18 protein-coding genes are annotated in these 18,347 nt (G+C 62.7%); 6 read left to right on the top strand and 12 right to left on the bottom strand.

From position 1 onward, the window contains the following. Nucleotides 1-9: 9 nt before the first annotated feature. The 9 genes from WA237_RS03220 to ttcA all read right to left on the bottom strand — a co-directional run bounded on the left by WA237_RS03220 (nucleotide 10) and on the right by ttcA (nucleotide 8,330). Nucleotides 10-663, bottom strand: a complete 654-nt coding sequence (locus tag WA237_RS03220; RefSeq protein WP_246557308.1) for a ferredoxin — start codon at nucleotides 661-663, stop codon at nucleotides 10-12. Beyond that, nucleotides 639-1,433: a sterol desaturase family protein gene (locus WA237_RS03215; protein ID WP_336096659.1), complete on the bottom strand. Its 795-nt coding sequence runs from the start codon at nucleotides 1,431-1,433 to the stop codon at nucleotides 639-641. The genes WA237_RS03220 and WA237_RS03215 overlap by 25 nt, the downstream gene beginning before the upstream one ends. 43 nt (nucleotides 1,434-1,476) lie before the next feature. Further along, nucleotides 1,477-2,340, bottom strand: coding sequence for an acetylglutamate kinase (gene argB / locus WA237_RS03210; protein ID WP_083780905.1), 864 nt, complete (start codon nucleotides 2,338-2,340; stop codon nucleotides 1,477-1,479). 141 nt (nucleotides 2,341-2,481) lie between these two features. Then, the gene (gene yihA, locus WA237_RS03205; protein WP_336096658.1) at nucleotides 2,482-3,132 is read right to left on the bottom strand and encodes a ribosome biogenesis GTP-binding protein YihA/YsxC; all 651 of its coding nucleotides are present in this window, start codon (nucleotides 3,130-3,132) and stop codon (nucleotides 2,482-2,484) included. 1 nt (nucleotide 3,133) lies between these two features. After that, nucleotides 3,134-3,877 (bottom strand): MOSC domain-containing protein, encoded by a 744-nt coding sequence (locus WA237_RS03200; protein ID WP_336096657.1) that lies wholly within the window; start codon nucleotides 3,875-3,877, stop codon nucleotides 3,134-3,136. Then, nucleotides 3,877-5,676: a membrane protein insertase YidC gene (gene yidC, locus WA237_RS03195; protein WP_336096656.1), complete on the bottom strand. Its 1,800-nt coding sequence runs from the start codon at nucleotides 5,674-5,676 to the stop codon at nucleotides 3,877-3,879. Before yidC ends, WA237_RS03200 begins: the two co-directional genes overlap by 1 nt. A 170-nt stretch (nucleotides 5,677-5,846) precedes the next feature. Next, on the bottom strand, nucleotides 5,847-6,650 hold the full coding sequence (locus WA237_RS03190) for an EAL domain-containing protein (RefSeq protein WP_336096655.1): 804 nt from the start codon (nucleotides 6,648-6,650) through the stop codon (nucleotides 5,847-5,849). Then, nucleotides 6,601-7,362 carry a diguanylate cyclase domain-containing protein gene (locus WA237_RS03185; protein WP_336096654.1) on the bottom strand — a complete coding sequence of 254 codons (762 nt, stop codon included), beginning with the start codon at nucleotides 7,360-7,362 and terminating at the stop codon, nucleotides 6,601-6,603. Before WA237_RS03185 ends, WA237_RS03190 begins: the two co-directional genes overlap by 50 nt. 98 nt (nucleotides 7,363-7,460) lie before the next feature. Further along, complete coding sequence (gene ttcA, locus WA237_RS03180) at nucleotides 7,461-8,330, bottom strand: tRNA 2-thiocytidine(32) synthetase TtcA (protein ID WP_286909781.1); 870 nt, start codon at nucleotides 8,328-8,330, stop codon at nucleotides 7,461-7,463. A 123-nt stretch (nucleotides 8,331-8,453) separates the two neighbouring features. Here ttcA and WA237_RS03175 point away from each other — a divergent pair, with 123 nt between their 5' ends. The 4 genes from WA237_RS03175 to WA237_RS03160 all read left to right on the top strand — a co-directional run bounded on the left by WA237_RS03175 (nucleotide 8,454) and on the right by WA237_RS03160 (nucleotide 13,266). Next, entirely contained in the window at nucleotides 8,454-9,455 is a 1,002-nt protein-coding gene (locus tag WA237_RS03175; protein ID WP_336096653.1) for a type I glyceraldehyde-3-phosphate dehydrogenase, read from the top strand. Nucleotides 9,456-9,553: 98 nt separating this feature from the next. Next, the gene (gene pdhA / locus WA237_RS03170; protein ID WP_336096652.1) at nucleotides 9,554-10,549 is read left to right on the top strand and encodes a pyruvate dehydrogenase (acetyl-transferring) E1 component subunit alpha; all 996 of its coding nucleotides are present in this window, start codon (nucleotides 9,554-9,556) and stop codon (nucleotides 10,547-10,549) included. A gap of 16 nt (nucleotides 10,550-10,565) precedes the next feature. Next, nucleotides 10,566-11,948 carry a pyruvate dehydrogenase complex E1 component subunit beta gene (locus WA237_RS03165; RefSeq protein ID WP_336096651.1) on the top strand — a complete coding sequence of 461 codons (1,383 nt, stop codon included), beginning with the start codon at nucleotides 10,566-10,568 and terminating at the stop codon, nucleotides 11,946-11,948. A 10-nt stretch (nucleotides 11,949-11,958) separates the two neighbouring features. Next, the gene (locus WA237_RS03160; protein WP_336096650.1) at nucleotides 11,959-13,266 is read left to right on the top strand and encodes a pyruvate dehydrogenase complex dihydrolipoamide acetyltransferase; all 1,308 of its coding nucleotides are present in this window, start codon (nucleotides 11,959-11,961) and stop codon (nucleotides 13,264-13,266) included. Between the two features lie 144 nt (nucleotides 13,267-13,410). Here WA237_RS03160 and WA237_RS03155 read toward each other — a convergent pair whose 3' ends face one another. Together WA237_RS03155 and WA237_RS03150 are read right to left on the bottom strand one after the other, a co-directional pair. Continuing rightward, a complete protein-coding gene (locus WA237_RS03155; protein WP_336096649.1) occupies nucleotides 13,411-14,205 on the bottom strand; it encodes an SDR family NAD(P)-dependent oxidoreductase in 795 nt (264 codons plus the stop codon). 11 nt (nucleotides 14,206-14,216) lie between these two features. Beyond that, nucleotides 14,217-15,185: an LLM class oxidoreductase gene (locus tag WA237_RS03150; protein WP_336096648.1), complete on the bottom strand. Its 969-nt coding sequence runs from the start codon at nucleotides 15,183-15,185 to the stop codon at nucleotides 14,217-14,219. Between the two features lie 127 nt (nucleotides 15,186-15,312). Between WA237_RS03150 and WA237_RS03145 the strand changes: the two genes are divergently transcribed. Both WA237_RS03145 and WA237_RS03140 read left to right on the top strand, forming a co-directional pair. Further along, nucleotides 15,313-16,218, top strand: coding sequence for a LysR family transcriptional regulator (locus WA237_RS03145; RefSeq protein ID WP_336096647.1), 906 nt, complete (start codon nucleotides 15,313-15,315; stop codon nucleotides 16,216-16,218). Nucleotides 16,219-16,460: 242 nt separating this feature from the next. Further along, nucleotides 16,461-17,291: a hypothetical protein gene (locus tag WA237_RS03140; protein WP_336096646.1), complete on the top strand. Its 831-nt coding sequence runs from the start codon at nucleotides 16,461-16,463 to the stop codon at nucleotides 17,289-17,291. Nucleotides 17,292-17,376: 85 nt separating this feature from the next. On the opposite strand, the gene cysE is transcribed toward WA237_RS03140, so the two are convergent. After that, nucleotides 17,377-18,183: a serine O-acetyltransferase gene (cysE, locus tag WA237_RS03135; protein ID WP_009813067.1), complete on the bottom strand. Its 807-nt coding sequence runs from the start codon at nucleotides 18,181-18,183 to the stop codon at nucleotides 17,377-17,379. Between the last annotated feature and the right edge of the window lie 164 nt (nucleotides 18,184-18,347).

The following is an 18,347-nucleotide window of genomic DNA, read 5'->3' as shown; positions in this document are numbered from 1 at the left end:
CTGTGACCATCACTTTCGGTGAAAATAGGACATATGCAGCGCCGATTGCGCCGGGTCGCGGTCAAATTTTGCGCTCACCGGACAGGCGAGCCGCGCCCGACAGCCGCCCTTGCGGCAGATCGCGCCGGGCAGCGTGTCGAGGTAATCATAGCAGTCATCGACCTTGTAGAAATGCTGGTCGCTCAGCGCCCCCACCGGGCATCCGGTGGTGCAGGGCTTGTCCTCGCAGCTCTCGCATGGCGCGGCCTTGGGCGGCGCGGGCAGATCCATCTCGCCCGCGATCCGCAATCCGCCGCGAAACGAAATCATCATCCCCGCCCGGTCATGGACCAGCATCCCCACCGGGCTCGACCAGGCCCAGCCCGACCGCAGCGCCCAGCGCAGGAACGGCTGATAGGGCGGCCCGCCAAAGGGAAAGAGCGGCTCGGCCCCGATCTCCTCGGCGATGGCGGTGATCACCCGCGACGACCAGCGGTCCATCGGATCGGGGGTCTTGTCCTGATACTCGGGCGAGGTCTTGAACAGGGTCCAGAAATCCGCCTCCGGCCCCAATAGCAGGATCGTGTCGCCTTTTTCATGCAGCGCGCACATCACGGCGAGACGCTCTTTGGCGGCGCGCTCCGCGATGCTGTCGAAAGTCACTTGCGCCTGAACGGCAACCATAGGCTCCACCCCAATTTCGCGGGCCGCTCGTCCTGCCACTGCAGCCCGGTCGTCATCCCGTCATGCCCGCCCCGCGGCTGCGGGATGTAAGTGCCAAAGATACGGTCCCAGATCGAGAGTGCAAAGCCGTAATTGCTGTCATGTTCGTCGCGGTGAATCGAGTGGTGAACCCGGTGCATATCAGGGGTGACGAGAAACCGACGTAATACCGCCTCGATACCGACAGGCAATTTCAGGTTGGAATGGTTGAACATCGCCGTCCCGTTGAGGATGATTTCAAAGAGGATCACCGCCAGCGCGGGCAGGCCGAGAAGATAGACCAAGCCGATCTTGAGCAGCATCGACAGGGCGATTTCCACCGGGTGAAACCGGATCGCCGTGGTCACATCCACATCCCTATCCGCATGGTGCACCCGGTGCAGCCGCCACAAGAGCGGCACCTTGTGGGTCACCAGATGCTGCGTCCAGATCGCCAGATCCAAGAGCAGGATCGCGACGACCACCTCGACCCAATAGGGCAGGGCTAGGGCGTTGAAGATACCCCACCCCTGCGCCTCGGCATCGATAGCCGCACCCACCGCCAAGAGGGGCAGGCCAAAGGCCAAGGCCCGCAGGGCGAGGGTCGAGATTATGACGATAGACCAATTGGTTAGCCAGCGCTTGCCGCGTGGTTGCACGCGGGCGCGCCGGGGCGCATAGGCCTCGATCAGCGCGAAGAGCGCGAAGAGGCCGAGGAAGACGCCGAGGCGGATGAGGGCTTCGTTTTGCATGGGCAGACCTTAGGCGGCCCGGCGTGTCACGCAAGCAAAGCCGTCACTTTGCACGGATAATTGAACCGGCCCCGTGATCGGTGAAGAGCTCGAGCAGCGGCGCATTGGGTGCCCGCCCGTCGAGGATCACAACCGCGCGCACGCCGCCCTCGATCGCCGCCAGTGCGGTCTCGGTCTTGGGAATCATACCGCCCGCAATCGTGCCATCCGCGACGAGATCGTGAATGTCCTGCGCCGTCAGCTCGGTAATCACCCGACCCTCCGCATCCCGCACCCCATCGATATCCGTCAACAACAACAACCGATCCGCCCGCAACGCCGCCGCAATCGCCCCCGCGGCCGTATCGCCGTTGATATTATAAGTTTCGCCGTTCTCGCCCGCGCCCAAGGGGGCGATCACCGGGATCATGTCGTCTCGGAAAAGCGTGTGCAGAATCGAGGGATCGACCTTGGTCGGATCGCCGACGAGCCCCAGTTCGGGATTGGCCGGGGTGCAGGTGACGAGGTTCGCATCCTTGCCCGAGAGCCCCACCGCGCGGCCGCCCTGCGCATTGATCGCCGCGACAATCCGCTTGTTCACGCGGCCCGAGAGGACCATCTCGACCACTTCCATCGTGGCCTCATCCGTGACGCGCTTGCCGTTGACGAATTCGGACTGAATGTCGAGACGGCCGAGCATCTCGTTGATCATCGGCCCGCCGCCATGGACGACCACCGGGTTCACGCCGACCTGACGCATCAGCACCACGTCGCGGGCGAAGGTCTCCATCGCCTCGTCACTGCCCATGGCATGACCGCCGAGCTTGATCACGACGATGGCGTCGTCATAGCGCTGCAGGTAGGGCAGGGCCTCGCTCAGCGTGCGGGCGGTGGCAATCCAGTCACGGTTCATAGGGCGTGTCTTCATCTCGGTGATCCTTGTTTGGCCGTTTATCGCCGCAAGCCCGCGCGCTTGCAAGGGGAAGCCAAAAGGGGCGCACCTCAGGGGCCGCCCTGTGTCGGGCGGGCGTCGGCGCAGGGGTATTTGAAACCAGAAAGAGCCGGGGCGTCAGACGAGGCTCGCGATCGTGGCGCGCAGGGTGGGGATGCCCCAGCCCTTTTCGCTCGAGGTGACGATCAGCTCGGGGAAGGCGGCGGGATGGGTGGCAAGGCGGCTACGCACCTGTGTCAGTATCTTCTCGCGTTCGGCCTCTTTGACCTTGTCAGCCTTGGTCAGCACGGTCTGGAAGGTCACAGCAGAGCTGTCGAGCAGCGCCATGATCTCTTCATCGACGGCTTTGACGCCGTGGCGCGCATCGATGAGCACAAAGGCGCGGCGCAGGTTGGCGCGGCCCGAGAGATAGGATTTGAGCAGCGCTTGCCATTTGGCCACGATGGGCAACGGCGCATTGGCATAGCCATAGCCGGGCAGGTCGACGAGATAATGGCTGTCAGCCATGGTGAAGAAGTTCACCTCTTGGGTCCGGCCCGGTGTGTTGGAGGCGCGGGCCAGCGCCTTGCGGCCGGTCAGCGCGTTGATCAGGCTCGATTTACCGACATTTGAGCGGCCGGCGAAACAGACCTCGATCCGGTCGGCGGGCGGCAGGCCGGACATGGCGACGACGCCTTTGAGAAAGTCGACCTCGCCAAGGAAGAGCTTGCGCCCGCGTTCAAGGGTCTGGGGGTCCGGTTCTTCGACGAGAGGGAAGGGGAGCGCCATGTCAGAGTACCTCGACCGTATCGCCTCGGCGCAGCGTGCCGCCTTGGCGCACCACGGCGTAGACGCCAAATTCCTGATGCCCAAAGCCGTCGCGCAGCGCGCCGAGCGTGTCTGCGTCGCGCTCGCCGGTGGCCGGATTGGCCGTTGTGGCCATGCAACGCGTGATGCGTTCGCGGATATCAAGGACGGCCTCGCCGATGCGCAGGCTGCGCCCGAGCCAGGAGAATTCCTCCCAAGCTTCGGCGCCCTCAATATGGAGATTGCCGCGCCAGCGTTCCATCGACAGATCCTCGCGGCCCAAATGGCTCGCGACCGCGTCATGCGAGGCGCGGTTGAGCAGGCTGATCGAGGGGAAATCGCTATCGGTCATGCCGCGTCCGGGGGCGCGCACGATCCGCGCAGGCTGGGCGCGGCCCTCGGGCATCATGGGGCGGATCCAGTCGAGAAAGGCCTGCGCTTCATTGTCGGGATCAAAGCGCAGCGGGGCGAGGTCCGGGTGGCGCAGGGTCACGCGGTTTTCGGCCTCGTCACTTGTCGCGGTGATCGCCATGAGGCTGGGCTCTTTGGCGGCGCGCGAGAAATTGGCGCAATGGGCCCAGCCGTCGCCATCGATTTTGGCCGCCTCATGCGCCACCGCCCAGCGCCGGTCCCAGGGCATGGTTTGCCCCGGGCTCAGCGTGACCTCGGTCAGGGTCTCACGGCCATGCGACTTGATCGGGTGTCGCCAGAGAGCGGCCAGTTTCATCACTTCTTTTCGTCGGTTTTGCGTGTACGCTTGAAGCCCGACTTGATGTTGCCGAACACGTCCGGTTTGTACCCTTGGCTGCGCATGATGGCGTATTGCTGGGTAAAGGTGATCGTGTTGTTGGCGATCCAGTAGACCACGAGCCCGCTGGCAAAGCTGCCGAGCATGAACATGAAGATCCAGGGCATCCAGGCGAAAACCATCTTTTGCGTCGGGTCGGTGGGCGCCGGGTTCAGCTTTTGCTGCAGCCACATCGAGATACCGAGCAAGAGCGGCAGGATACCGATGAAGATCAGCGCCAGCAGCGAGCCGGGCTCGGGCGCGTTCCAGGGCAGCAGACCCCAGAGGTTATAGAGCGACGAGGGATCAGGGGCCGAAAGGTCGCGGATCCAGCCGATCCAAGGCGCGTGGCGCAGTTCGAGCGTGACGAAGATCACCTTGTAGAGCGAGAAGAAGATCGGGATCTGCAGAAGGATCGGCAGACAGCCGGAGGCCGGGTTGACCTTTTCCTTCTTGTAGAGCGCCATCATCTCTTTCTGAAGCGCCTGACGGTCGTCGCCTGCACGCTCTTTGATCTTTTCCATCTGCGGCTGCAGTTCCTTCATCTTGGCCATCGAGACGTAGGATTTATAGGCCAGCGGCAGCAGCACCAGTTTGATGATCAGCGTCAGGGCGATGATCGACCAGCCCATGTTGCCGATTTGCTGATTGAGCCAATGCAGCAGGGCAAAGATCGGTTTGGTCAGGAAGAAGAACCAACCCCAATCGATCGAGTCGAGAAACTTGTCGACGCCGCCCTTGTTTTGATAGTTGCGGATGGTTTCCCATTCCTTGGCACCGGCAAAGAGCTGGGTCGTGGCCTCGGCGGTCTGACCCGGTTCGAGGGTGATCGCGGGCTGTTTGACGGTGGTCTGATAGATGTTGCGGCGCGGGTCCTGGAAGGTCGACAGGTCGAACCCGGTTTCGCCGCGCGGGATCAGGGTGGTCATCCAGTAGTGATCGGTAAAGCCGGTCCAGCCATTTGTGGCGACTTTCAGCGGTGTGTGGTTTCCAGCGCCTTCGAAATCGTCGTAGTCGATCTCGTTGAGCTCGCCATCCGCCATCTGCACCGCGCCTTCGTGCAGGATGAAGAAATTCTTGAGGTCCGCCGGTTCGCCGTGGCGCGCAATGATCCCGTAGGGGGCCAGAACCGGGGCGGCGTCGCCGGTGTTCTCGACCGTCTGGCGGATGGTGAACATATATTTCGCATCGACACTGATTTCGCGGCGGAAGGTGAGGCCTTGGCCGTTCTCCCAAAGCAGGGTGACCGGGCTGTCGGGGGTCAGCGTTTCGCCCGATTCCACCGACCAGAGCGTGTTGGCGCCGGGGACGGAATCGCTGTCGAGACCAGTGCCCGGGGCCCAGCCGAAGAGCGCGTAATAGGGGCTGGAGCTGCCCGTCGGGTTGAGCAGGGTGACGATCTCGGCACCGGGATCGAGGCTTTCGCGGTAATTGTTGAGTGCCAGCTCATCGAGCCGTCCGCCGCGCAGCGAGATCGAGCCGGTGACCGACGGTGTTTCGACCGCGACGCGCGGGGCGCTCTCGGGGAGGGGCTCTGCCGGGGCGGTTGTGCCGGTGCTGACCTCGCCGCCAGCGCTGCCGGGGGTCAATGCGGTGTCGCCCGCCGGTGCAGAAGTCGTGGTCGTTACCGTGTCTGCGGGAAGATCCGTCTCGGCGGCGGGGAACAGCACCGTCCAGATGATGATCACCAGAAGGCTCAGAATACTCGCGAGAATGAGGTTCTTGTTTTGATCGTCCATTGCGCCGGATCGTCCATCTGTTTGAAGCGTTCCCGGCGGTTCAACAGAGTAGAGGCCCAAAGGTCAAGGGGATTCCCCTTGTATTGCGGCGATAGGGCGCGAATTGGCTGCGCCCTGTGCCGGGGGGGCTACCGCGCCAAGGACTCTGATGCGGGCGGTCACTCGCCCAATCAGCCCACTTCGGGCAGATCGGCGCGGGTGGTGCCATACGCGGCAAGCCAGCGGGCGCAGTCGGGGCCCGGCATGGGGGCGCTCACGACAAAGCCTTGAATGTGACGGCAGCCCAATTGCGCCAGAATGGCGTGGTCTTCCGGTGTCTCGACGCCCTTGGCAAGGATCTCTATGCCGCGCGGTTCGCAGGTTTCGATCAGGTCGGTGAGGCGTCTTTGGGCCGCTGTATCCCAGGCGATGTTGTGGGTCAGGTTTGCCGAGAGTTTGAGCCGCGTGATGTGCTCATGAAGCGGGTGCTCTGTGTCGAATGCGCTGGCGGAAAAGTCATCGAGATCGAGCTGGCATCCCATCTGGTGCAATCGGGCGAGTGTTGTGATCAGTTCCGTGGCGCGGGTTTGGGCTGCTATGGCATAGGGCAGATCAAGGCAGATTTGCCCGGGCTCCACGCCAAACTGATCAAAGGTCCATTCCAGCTGTTGCGCGAGATCAACCTGCCCCAAGGTTTGCGACGAGAGGTTGAGCGTGAGCTGCGGGATGTCGAGGCCGGAAGCCTGCCAATTGGCCCATTGCGCGAGGGCGCGGATCTGTATCTGTTCGTCGAGCCGGGGAATTTGCCCCGCCTTTTCCAGCGCGCCGACAAAGCCGGCTGGCGTCATGATCGTGTCTTTGCCCCGGTGCCATCGGGCCAGCGCCTCGATGCCCGACACCTGTCCTGTATCTGTCGAAATCTGCGGCTGATACCACGGCGTGAATTCACTGCGGTCGAGACCTGCGAGAATGTCGGACAGCTGCGGCAGGTCCACACGTCCGCCGGACGGGGCCCGTTGGGCATAGATGCGCAGGGCGCCGGGCGGGTGCTTGCGGGCGAGTGCCAGCGCTTGCTCTGAGCGCGCCGCCGCCCGCATCCTCGACATCTGAGGCGAGGGCGAGGCCGATCGCCACATAGATGCGCTGGCCGCCACCGCCGAGCGGGAAATGCGGCTCGAGCGCGGCGTGCAGCCGGTTTGCCAGGTGCAGCGCATTGCCATGCGAGAGGCGATGAACCGGTGCCATTGCGACACCGATGCGGTCCTCGCCCAGACGCCGGACCTGATCGCGGCCTCGGACGACCGAGGCGACGCGATCATGTATCTGTTGCATCACGGTGGTGAATTCTGCCTCGCCCAGCCGGGCGCGCAGCGCCTCCGGCTCATCGGGGGCGATGAGCAAACAGCCGGTGTGTCGTGAGGATTGCGCCGCGGCTTGCACCATGGTCCCGAGCATGTCGGCAAAGCTGTCACTATTGCGAAGACGCCGCTCAATGCGCAGCCCATCCTCGTCACCCGGGCGCAGCAGGCCGATGAGCACGAGGATCACGGGTGAGCCGAGCGCCAACCCCACGAGAACCAGTTCACCCCCGAGCCAATAGCCCGCCAGCACCAAGGCGGGCAGAAAGGCAAGCATCGGCGGCCCGGTCAGAACGGGATAGAGGCGCTCATAGCAGTCGTCGATCAAATCCCTCAGGCGCAAAGGCATCGCATGGTCCCCGGTGGTCAGCCGACCCCGCAGCCGTGCGGGAAACACGGGGCCGCGGCATCGCTGCACGGGGATAGCATTTGCGGCTCAAGGCGCGCTTAACGGAGCGAGGGAATATCGTTAGAATTTTCGTCGATCTTGTCCGGATCACGCATCAGCCCGGCGAAATCAAAGAGCTTGGGATCGAGAAGATGCGAGGGGCGCGCGTTCATCAGCGCGCGGAACATCACCTGGCGGCGGCCGGGGCGGTTGGCCTCCCAACCGTCGAGGATTTTCTTGACCTGCTGGCGCTGCAGCCCGTCCTGGCTTCCGCAAAGGTCGCAGGGAATGATTGGGTATTGCATGGCCCGCGAGAATTTCTCGCAATCCTCTTCGGCCACAAAGGCCAGCGGGCGATAGACAAAGAGATCGCCCTCTTCATTGACCAGCTTGGGCGGCATCGTCGCCAGACGCCCGCCGTGAAAGAGGTTCATGAAAAAGGTTTCGAGCATGTCATCGCGGTGATGGCCCAGCACCACGGCGCTACAGCCTTCTTCGCGGGCGATGCGATAGAGATGACCGCGCCGCAGCCGCGAGCAGAGCGCGCAGAAGGTCCGCCCCTCGGGGACCTTGTCCATGACGACAGAATAGGTGTCCTGATACTCGATCCGGTGCGGCACGCCCATGTCTTCGAGGAACTTGGGCAGGACCGTCGCCGGAAAGCCGGGCTGCCCCTGATCGAGATTGCAGGCGAGGATTTCGACCGGCAAGAGCCCGCGCCACTTCAGCTCGTGCAGCACGGCGAGCAGAGTATAGCTGTCCTTGCCGCCCGACAGGCAGACGAGCCAGCGCGCGCCCCGTTCGATCATGCCGAACTGTTCAATCGCCTCGCGCGTCTGTCGCACGATGCGTTTGCGCAGCTTCCGAAACTCGGTGCTGCGGGGGGCTCCGTGAAAGAGCGGATGAATATCGTCGGCATCGTCGAGCATGTGGCGGACATAGAGCATGGCCCTGCTTCGGGCAAGATGCCTCATCCGGTGTTGCCGGTGGTGTTGCCGGGGGCGATGCGCTAGCGATTTGACATCAGACGTCAAAAGACCGGGAGAATCGTCATGGCACAGCCGCCCATCCGCATCGCGCTCAACGGGTTTGGACGTATTGGCCGCGCCATCCTCCGCATCCTGTTGCGCGAGGGGCAGGATTTCGAGCTGGTCCTGATCAACGAGATCGAGCCTTTGGAAACCTGCGCCTATCTCTTTGAATATGACAGCGTCTTTGGCCCGTGGTCCGGTACGGTCGAAACCGGTCCCGAAACGCTGATCGTCGACGGGCGCAGCATCCCCTTTCTGGCCGCTCCCGATCTGAGCGCGCTCGACCTATCCGGCGTCGATCTCGTGCTGGAATGTACCGGCATGGCCGGCGCGCGGCCGGTGGCCGAACGCGGCCTTGCCGCCGGGGCCGGGGCGGTTCTGGTCTCCGGGCCCTCGGCCGAGGCGGATATCACGCTGGTCCTGGGGGCAAATGACGCGGCGCTGGGGTCCGAGCGGATCATTTCCAACGCGTCTTGCACCACCAATGCGCTGGCGCCGCTGGCGCGGCTCTTGGACGACGCGTTCGGTATTATCAGCGGCCAGATGACCACGGTCCATTGCTACACCGGCAGCCAGCCCACGGTGGACAAGCCGCGCGGCGCGCCGGAACGCAGCCGGGCCGCGGCCCTGTCGATGGTGCCCACGACCACCTCGGCTCAGCATCAGACGGGGCTTGTGCTGCCCAAGCTCAAGGGCCGGATCGAAGCGCGTGCCATCCGCGTGCCCACCGCCAGCGTGTCCGCCATCGATCTCACGTTGCACACCGAGGTGGCAGTTACAGTGCCCGAGGTGAACACGGTGCTGGAGGCGGCGTCGAAAACCGGGCCGGTGTTTGGCTATACGCGTAAGCCGCTGGTTTCGAGCGATCTGCGGGGGCGGTCTGAATCGGTGATCCTCTGCGGGCATGAAACGTCGGTCTCCACAGGCGGTTTGCTGCGGGTCTTTGGCTGGTACGACAACGAATGGGGTTTCTCCTGCCGGATGCTCGATATGGCACGGCTGATTGCGCGCAGACGCGCCTGATTGCAGCGTTGTGCAATTACATACTCGCAACGCGGGGCCTGATCGTGTATGGATAGTTTAATGCTAAACCATTTGTGTAGCCGAGGAGATGCCCGTTCATGGCCACCCCGAAAAAGCCAAAGAAGCCAAATGTTTCAGCTGACGAGCTGAAAGGATTTTACCGAGACATGCTGCTGATCCGCCGATTCGAGGAAAAGGCAGGTCAACTTTACGGGATGGGGCTGATTGGCGGGTTCTGCCATCTCTACATCGGTCAAGAGGCGGTTGTTGTCGGTCTCGAATCCGCCGCCAAAGAGGGTGACAAACGCATCACCACCTATCGCGATCACGGCCATATGCTGGCCTGTGGCATGGACCCGAACGGCGTCATGGCCGAATTGACCGGGCGCGAAGGCGGCTATTCCAAAGGCAAGGGCGGCTCGATGCATATGTTCAGCCGCGACAAGCATTTCTATGGCGGTCACGGCATCGTGGGCGCGAACGTCCCGCTGGGCGCGGGGCTTGCCTTTGCGGACAAGTACAAGGGCAATGATAACGTCACCTTTACCTATTTCGGCGATGGCGCCGCGAACCAGGGTCAGGTCTACGAGACGTTCAACATGGCGGCGCTCTGGTCGCTGCCGGTGATCTTCGTGATCGAGAACAACCAATATGCCATGGGCACCTCGCAGAAGCGCTCGACCTCGAGCCCCGATATCTACACCCGTGGCGCGGCCTTCGGCATCCCCGGCGAGGCAGTCGACGGGATGGATGTGCTCGCGGTGAAAGAAGCGGGCGAAAAGGCCGTGGCGCACTGCCGCTCGGGCAAGGGGCCCTATATTCTCGAGGTCAAGACCTACCGCTATCGCGGCCATTCGATGTCGGACCCGGCCAAATACCGGACCCGCGACGAGGTGCAGAAGGTCCGCGACGAAATGGACGCGATCGAACATGTGCGCGAGCTGCTTTTGCAGGGCAAGCACGCCACCGAGGACGATCTCAAGGCGATCGACAAGGAGATCAAATCCATCGTCAACGAGAGCGCCGAATTTGCCAAGACCAGCCCAGAGCCCGAAGTCTCGGAGCTGTGGACTGACATCTACGTCGAAGCGTGAGCGGGAGTAACTGATTATGCCAACTGAAATTCTGATGCCCGCGCTGAGCCCGACCATGGAAGAGGGCACGCTCGCCAAATGGCTCGTCAAAGAGGGCGACACCGTATCGAGCGGCGATATCCTCGCCGAGATTGAAACCGACAAGGCCACGATGGAGTTCGAGGCCGTGGACGAAGGGGTGATCGGCAAGATCCTCGTCGGAGACGGCAGCGAAGGGGTCAAGGTCAACACGCCCATCGCGGTGCTGCTCGAAGAGGGCGAAAGCGCCGATGACATCGGCGAGGCCAGCGCCGCACCGGCTGAGGCCCCCAAGTCCGAGGACGCGGCCAAGCCTGCGCCGGCCAAAGCCAAGGCACCCGCCGCCGAAGCCGAAAACCTCGCCCCAAATACCGAGCCGGACTGGCCCGAGGGGACGCCGATGAAAACGATGACCGTGCGCGAGGCGCTCAATTCAGCCATGGCCGAAGAGATGCGCTCGGACGAGACCGTCTTTGTCATGGGCGAAGAGGTGGCCGAATATCAGGGCGCCTATAAGATCACCCAGAACCTGCTCGACGAGTTTGGTTCGAAACGGGTCATCGACACGCCGATCACCGAGCATGGCTTTGCCGGGATCGGGGTCGGGGCCGCCTGGGGCGGGCTCAAGCCCATCGTCGAATTCATGACCTGGAACTTTGCCATGCAGGCGATTGACCAGATCATCAACTCGGCCGGCAAGACCAATTACATGTCCGGCGGCCAGCTCGGCTGTCCCATCGTGTTCCGGGGGCCCAACGGCGCCGCCGCTCGCGTCGGGGCCCAGCACAGCCAGGACTATGCCGCATGGTACGCCCAGGTGCCCGGCCTCAAGGTCGTACAGCCCTATTCGGCGGCAGATGCCAAAGGGCTTTTGAAATCGGCGATCCGCGATCCCAACCCGGTGGTCTTCCTCGAGAATGAAATTCTCTATGGCAAATCCTTCGAGGTGCCCGCGCTCGATGATTTCACCATTCCCTTCGGCAAGGCCCGTGTCTGGCGCGAAGGCGAGGATGTGACCATCGTGAGCTTTGGCATCGGCATGACCTATGCGCTCGACGCGGCCGAGAAATTGGCCGAGGACGGGATCAGCGCCGAGGTGATCGACCTGCGTACCCTGCGCCCCATCGATTACGACACGGTCATCGCCAGCGTGATGAAAACCAACCGCTGTGTGACCGTCGAAGAGGGCTGGCCGGTGGCCTCCATTGGCAACCATATCTCGGCCACGCTGATGGAGCGCGCCTTCGACTATCTCGATGCGCCGGTCATCAACTGCACGGGCAAGGATGTTCCGATGCCCTATGCCGCCAATCTTGAGAAACTGGCACTGACATCGACTGCCGAGGTGATCGAGGCGGTGCGCAAAGTGACTTACAAGTAAGGAGAGAGCGATGCCTACAGAAATTCTCATGCCCGCCCTCTCGCCCACGATGGAAGAGGGCACGCTTGCCAAATGGCTGGTCAAGGAAGGCGATACCGTCTCTTCCGGTGATCTGCTGGCCGAGATTGAAACCGACAAGGCCACGATGGAGTTCGAGGCCGTGGACGAGGGCGTCATCGGCAAGATCCTCGTCGGCGAGGGTAGCGAAGGGGTCAAGGTCAACACGCCTATCGCTGTGCTGCTCGAAGAGGGCGAAAGCGCCGATGACATCGGTGAGGCCAGCGCGCCTGCCGCTGAGCCCAAAGCCGAGGCGCCGAAATCCGACGTCGCGCCCAAACCCGAGGCGGCCCCGGCTGCGTCGGCGGCGCCAGCCGCGCCCAAGGCTGATGGCGAGCGCATCTTTGCCTCGCCGCTGGCCCGGCGCATCGCGGCGGACAAGGGGCTCGATCTGTCGCAGATCAGCGGCTCTGGTCCGCGTGGCCGCATCGTCAAAGCCGATGTGGAGAACGCGCAGCCTTCTGCCGCCAAACCCGCGGCCAAGGATCAGCCTGCAGCTGCCCCGGCCGCTGCCGCCCCTGCCGCCACGGGCCCGAGCAGCTCGCAGGTCATCGCCATGTACGAGGGGCGCGAGTACGAGGAAATCCCGCTCAACGGGATGCGCAAGACGATTGCCGCGCGTCTCACCGAGGCCAAGCAATCGATCCCGCATTTCTACCTGCGGCGCGATATCCGCCTCGATGCGCTGCTCAAGTTCCGCGGTCAGTTGAACAAGCAGCTTGAGGCGCGTTCGGTCAAGCTGTCGGTCAATGACTTCATCATCAAGGCCTGCGCGCTGGCCCTGCAATCCGTTCCCGCCGCCAATGCGGTCTGGGCCGGGGACCGGGTGCTTCAGCTCAAGCCGTCAGATGTGGCCGTGGCCGTGGCCATTGAGGGCGGGCTCTTTACCCCGGTTCTCAAGGACGCCGAGATGAAATCGCTGTCGGCCCTGTCGTCAGAGATGAAGGACCTCGCCAGCCGGGCCCGCGACCGCAAGCTCGCGCCGCATGAATACCAGGGCGGCAGCTTTGCCATTTCCAACCTCGGGATGTTCGGGATCGACAATTTCGATGCCGTGATCAACCCGCCGCATGGGGCGATCCTCGCCGTCGGCGCCGGGGTCAAAAAACCGGTGGTTGGCGCGGATGGCGAGCTCAGCGTGGCGACCGTGATGTCGGTCACCCTGTCCGTGGATCACCGGGTGATCGACGGGGCGCTGGGGGCGCAGCTTCTCGATGCCATCGTGCAGAACCTCGAGAATCCGATGGTGATGCTCGCCTGAAATAGGTTGTTAAGCCAAAGATTTGACGCGCCGCGGGCCTTGGCCTGCGGCGCGTTTTCTTTGTGGGTGGCCCGACAAACAGGGCCACGCAAATGCGAGTTTGTCGGGTTTCGTCTCAACATCTGCGACGTTGAGTTTCGCCGTCTATGCCCCGCCAAGCTCCTTGGCGAGCTGGACGATCTGATCATAGACTTTGGCCGAATTTTGATCATCCAAGGCTGCGGGATGCGGCGGGGTGAATTCGCCAATGTCATTGTCAAAGTATTTCCCCGAGGCCAGGGCGAAGCTATCCGACAAGGCGGCGCGTGCGAGAATATCCACCCCGATGCCCAGGTCCTTGCCGGCCACGCCAAACCCGTCCTTGACCATTTTCGAGGCCAAAAGAGAGCCGGGGTTCACCGCCACGAATACTGGACCGTTGCGATGCTTCGCGGCCATTTCTCGCGACCATATGGTCAGGGCGAGCTTGCTCTGGGCATAGGCCTCGAAATCGGCGAGCCGCTTGCGCCCGGCCAATGCCTCCAGATCGACGGGCGATTGTGCGGCCGACGACAGGTTCACCACGCGCCCATTCTCGCCAAGCGTCGAGAGCAATTCGCGGGTCAGGATTTCGGGGGCAATGGTGTTCACCAAAAACCGAAGATCATGACCGGTTTTGGTCACCGGATCGGGGATTTTGTAGACGCCCGCATTGTTGATGATCACATCGATCGCGTCGTGATCCCGGGCGATGTCACGGGCCAGCCGGAGCGTCCCTGCCGGATCGGACAGATCGGCGAGATAGCCGGAGGTGGTGCCGCCGATCTTGTCCCGTGCGGCGTCGAGCTTGGCCGCGCTCCGCCCGTGCAGGATGAGGCTGTGACCCTCCGCCGCCAGATGCCGCGCGGTTTCGAGGCCGATCCCGTCGGTGGCCCCGGTGATGAGAATGGTCTTGGTCATGAGATACCCTTTCACTGGTGAAATTCAGGAAGCAACGTTTCTGCGATCCGTTCGAGCGTGCCCTCGGTCTCGGCCTGATTGAGCCGCAGGTTGAGGGCCACGTGGTTCACGCCAAGCTGTCGCAAGTCTCGGAGGTACTTGCGCAGATAGGTGACCCCGGAGCGAAACCCGAGGTGAATGGGCTGAGGCGCGGCATCCGCATCCGGGACCAGATCGACATAGAGCGACTGCATCACGGGCCGGTCGGTGTCGCCCAAAGCGGCGAGGTTGCCGCGATAGGCGTCGATGATCTGGCCTTGCGCCGTGGCGTTGCGCGGATAGGTCATCCAACCGTCGCCATGGCTGGCAATCCAATCCGGGCTCTGCCGGCTCGCCCCGGTGATCAACATCGGGATGCGGCCAGTCACCGGTTTGGGCAGCATATCAATCTGCCCGGAAAAGGCCCCTTGGTCAAAGATCCCCTCGGGATAGTCGCCCCCCATCGCGCGAATATAATCAAAGCTGTCGCGAAACCTTTCGCCACGATCCTCATAGCCCATGCCGAAGGCAGGGTATTCCTCGGGCCGGTCGCCCGACGCCACCCCGAGCACCAGCCGCCCACCCGAGAGCTGATCGACGCTGGCGGCCGCCTTGGCCACATGCGCCGGATGGCGCAGCGGCAGGACGATGCTTGCCACGCCAAGGGTGATGTCGCGGGTCTGGGCCGCGAGATAGCCGAGATAGACGAACGGATCATAGAGCTGCCCGGCGTCGCCAAAGCTCGGCACGTTGAAAGGCACGTCGCGCAGCCAGAGCGCCCTGAACCCAAGCGTCTCGGCAAGCTGCGCCCGTTCGGTCGCCCGCTCCATGCTGGGCACCGGGCCTTGGTCATAGCGCTCAATAGGCAGGACGAGCCCAAGGCTCAGCTCGCCAGGGCGAAAGATCTGGTTATAGCCGGGGTTGAGCGTTGGAAACGGGCGAAGATCGGTCTGCGTGAGCATGGGTGGTCCTTGATTTGCGCGCTTAGGAAGGCGTTGATCCCAAGTATATCCCTTGCAAAACCTATAAAAACCGGGGCAACCTTGTTTCTGATTTCGGTATTTCGATATAATCGCGGGGCAAACACCGATGGACACCGACGCGCTTCGGCTCTTCGTGCGGGCCGCTGACCTGCTCAATATCAGCGCTGCTGGCCGGGATCTCGGTCTGGCCCCCGCGGTGGCGAGCGCCCGGCTGGCCAAGCTCGAGGCGGCGCTCGGGGCGGAATTGCTGCACCGGACCACGCGCAAGGTGTCGCTGTCGCTGGAAGGGGCGGATTTCCTGCCCTTCGCACGCGAAATCCTGGCACAGGAAGAGGCCGCGCGCGCGGCGCTCGGGTCTGGCGGGCTGCAGGCCGCCGGCACGCTCCGCTTCGCCGCACCGAGCAGCTTTGCCCAGCTCTACATCGTGCCGCTCTTGCCGGAGTTTCTGGATCAATACCCCGGGGTGAGGCTGGATCTGCGCCTCTCCGATAGCCCCTTCGACGCCATTGAGGGCAGTTTCGATCTGGCGCTGCGCAACAGCCCGCTTCAGGACAGCAGTCTCAAGGGCCGCAAGCTTGCCGAAGACCGGCGCATCCTCTGCGCCGCGCCCTCCTATATCGCCACCCATGGTGCGCCCGCGACGCCGGAGGATCTGGCCGATCACAGGCTCATCGCGTTTCGCGATCAAGGGCCACGGCCGCTCTTGCACAAGGACGGCGGGCAGAGCAGCTATCATCCCGCTCTCTCCAAAGGACGGGTGATCATAGATGACGGGCTGAGCCAGAAACTCCTGACGGTGCAGGGCGCGGGCATTTCGCTCAATTCACTGTGGAGCGTCCATGCCGAGCTTGGCTCCGGCGCGCTCGTCCGGGTTTTGCCTGACTATGAGCTCGACGATCAGGCCAAGCTCTGGCTCGTCTATCCAAGCTCTCATGTGCTCTCGCCCAAGGTGCGGGTGTTCATGGATTTCCTGATCGGCAAGATTGGCCGAAACCCGGTTTGGATGACCTGAACGCCCCGTCTCAAACGGGCTGAGTGAGTCTTTTTTGCCACCCTCCATCTTGCTGAAATAATAGGCGCATTTCGGGAATTGCAACTTATGGCTGTGTGTGATTCTTGCCGTCTCGCACGATTATGTGCGGTACAAACTAACTTACGGTGAACATTGTGAAGACTTTGAACAGCAGTAGATTTTTCGCTTGTGCCCTGGCCGCTCTGCCGGCCGCCGCACAGGCACAGGATTTTTCGGGCGCGGTGACCTTGGGCTATGGGCTTGGGTCGATCTCCAACGGCGGCGGCGACATCGACTCGCTGACGCTGGATGGCAGCGGCGCGATCCAGTTCCAGAACGGCTGGGTGATGGGCCTCGATGCGACCCTGGCCAAGATGAACCCGGAAGGGCCGGGCGATTTCGACACGACCGATCTCGGGGTGAATTTCGCCTATCAAATGGCCTCGGGCGCGACCATCGGCGCCTATGGCGATTTCATGAATTTCGACACGACCGGTCCGGTTCTCGGCAACACGGATACCGAGGTGATCTCCTACGGTCTCAATGGCGGCTATGTGAACGACAGTTTTGGCGCCGAATTCCATCTCGGCATCAGTGAGGTCGACGGTGGTGGCGATTGGACCGATTACGGCGTGACCCTGCGCTTTCGGCCGGCCGACGCCACCCGGATCGGCGGCCACTGGATGATGAGCGAAGGCGATGTCGCGGGCGGCGGATCGTTCGAGATCACCAGTATCGGTATTGGCGCGGATCATAGCTTTGGGCGCGGTTTCTCGGCCTTTGGCGGCGTGAATTTCGTCGATGCCGATCAGATCAACACCGATGTGACGACCTATGGCGTCGGCATTGGCTATGATCTCTCGGCCGTCACCAGCGCACCGATCAACCTGTCGCTGGAACTGGCGCGCAGCGATCTGGACGCCGGTGCCGGCTCTGTCGAAGAAGACACCGTGCGTTTCGGCGTGACCTTCGCCCTTGGCAATGCCAAGCGCGCGCCGGAAAACAGCGTCGCGCGTTCGGTCATGACCCCGCGCCACAATGCGCTCTCGACGCTGATCGACACGGCCTATTGAACGCTTGGGGCACATTGCCCACACATGAAAAAACCGGGCAGTTTGGCTGCCCGGTTTTCTTTTGTCTTATCCGTGGATCGTGGGCTTAGCGCACGCCGAGCAGCTGATCCATCGCCACCGAGGGCTGATCACAGCCCGCTTCGCCGACGATCTTGGCCGGAACACCCGCCACCGTCTTGCAGGGCGGCACTTCGGACAGCACGACCGAGCCCGCCGCGATGCGCGAGCAATGGCCAACCTTGATATTGCCGAGAACCTTGGCCCCCGCGCCGATCAGAACACCGTCGCCGATCTTGGGATGGCGGTCTTCTTCTTCCTTGCCGGTGCCGCCGAGCGTCACGGAATGCAGCATTGAGACATTGTCGCCGACCACGGCGGTTTCCCCGATCACGATGGAATGCGCATGGTCGATCATGATGCCCTTGCCCATCCGGGCGGCGGGGTGAATGTCGATGCCAAACACCTCGGAACAGCGCATTTGGAAGAACCGCGCCATATCCTTGCGTTCATTATGCCAGAGCCAATGCGCCACGCGATGCGCCTGCACCGCCTGAAACCCCTTGAAGAAAAGCATAGGCAGGATGAACCGGTCACAGGCCGGGTCACGGTCGTTCACGGCGACGATATCGGCGCGCGAGGCCAGCGAAATATTGGGATCTGCGGCCAGCGCCCAATCACAGATTTCGCGCAGGATCTGCTCGGGCATCTCGCTCGAGGCGAGTTTCAGAGAAATCCGATAGGCGAGCGCCGATTCGATGGTTTTGTGGTGCAGGATCGAACTGTGAACCAGCCCGCCCATGAGCGGTTCCTGGGCGATCGTGTCCTTGGCTTCCTCGGTGATCTGCTTCCAGACCGGGTCGAGTTCCGAGAGTTTTGCATGTGCTTTGGCCATATCCGTGCTCCTGTGGCTCGGCGCTGAGTATATCAGATAGGGAGGATGCGCAAAATGCAAAGCCGTGATCGGATAAATCAACGATATGAATGACCAATTTTCAGATAGGATGCGGCGCGGCTGGGATCTGCCCCGCCGCGCCGTCTGGTTGTTTGCTGTTCGCC

Source organism: Roseovarius sp. CH_XMU1461 (genome assembly GCF_037027165.1).
Lineage (GTDB): Bacteria > Pseudomonadota > Alphaproteobacteria > Rhodobacterales > Rhodobacteraceae > Roseovarius > Roseovarius nubinhibens.
The sequence above is the reverse complement of the archived record's forward strand: the minus strand, read 5'-3'. Positions and strand labels throughout refer to the sequence as shown.

Excerpts from the sequence above, each read along its gene's own strand:
- WA237_RS03200 (WP_336096657.1), bottom strand. The coding sequence starts at position 3,877 with ATGAAACTGGCCGCTCTCTGGCGACACCCGATCAAGTCGCATGGCCGT.
- ttcA (WP_286909781.1), bottom strand. The coding sequence starts at position 8,330 with ATGCTCGACGATGCCGACGATATTCATCCGCTCTTTCACGGAGCCCCC.
- WA237_RS03145 (WP_336096647.1), top strand. The coding sequence starts at position 15,313 with ATGGACACCGACGCGCTTCGGCTCTTCGTGCGGGCCGCTGACCTGCTC.
- WA237_RS03175 (WP_336096653.1), top strand. The coding sequence starts at position 8,454 with ATGGCACAGCCGCCCATCCGCATCGCGCTCAACGGGTTTGGACGTATT.
- WA237_RS03215 (WP_336096659.1), bottom strand. The coding sequence starts at position 1,433 with ATGCAAAACGAAGCCCTCATCCGCCTCGGCGTCTTCCTCGGCCTCTTC.
- WA237_RS03150 (WP_336096648.1), bottom strand. The coding sequence starts at position 15,185 with ATGCTCACGCAGACCGATCTTCGCCCGTTTCCAACGCTCAACCCCGGC.
- WA237_RS03220 (WP_246557308.1), bottom strand. The coding sequence starts at position 663 with ATGGTTGCCGTTCAGGCGCAAGTGACTTTCGACAGCATCGCGGAGCGC.
- cysE (WP_009813067.1), bottom strand. The coding sequence starts at position 18,183 with ATGGCCAAAGCACATGCAAAACTCTCGGAACTCGACCCGGTCTGGAAG.
- WA237_RS03160 (WP_336096650.1), top strand. The coding sequence starts at position 11,959 with ATGCCTACAGAAATTCTCATGCCCGCCCTCTCGCCCACGATGGAAGAG.
- yihA (WP_336096658.1), bottom strand. The coding sequence starts at position 3,132 with ATGGCGCTCCCCTTCCCTCTCGTCGAAGAACCGGACCCCCAGACCCTT.
- pdhA (WP_336096652.1), top strand. The coding sequence starts at position 9,554 with ATGGCCACCCCGAAAAAGCCAAAGAAGCCAAATGTTTCAGCTGACGAG.
- WA237_RS03165 (WP_336096651.1), top strand. The coding sequence starts at position 10,566 with ATGCCAACTGAAATTCTGATGCCCGCGCTGAGCCCGACCATGGAAGAG.
- WA237_RS03185 (WP_336096654.1), bottom strand. The coding sequence starts at position 7,362 with ATGCCTTTGCGCCTGAGGGATTTGATCGACGACTGCTATGAGCGCCTC.
- argB (WP_083780905.1), bottom strand. The coding sequence starts at position 2,340 with ATGAAGACACGCCCTATGAACCGTGACTGGATTGCCACCGCCCGCACG.
- yidC (WP_336096656.1), bottom strand. The coding sequence starts at position 5,676 with ATGGACGATCAAAACAAGAACCTCATTCTCGCGAGTATTCTGAGCCTT.
- WA237_RS03155 (WP_336096649.1), bottom strand. The coding sequence starts at position 14,205 with ATGACCAAGACCATTCTCATCACCGGGGCCACCGACGGGATCGGCCTC.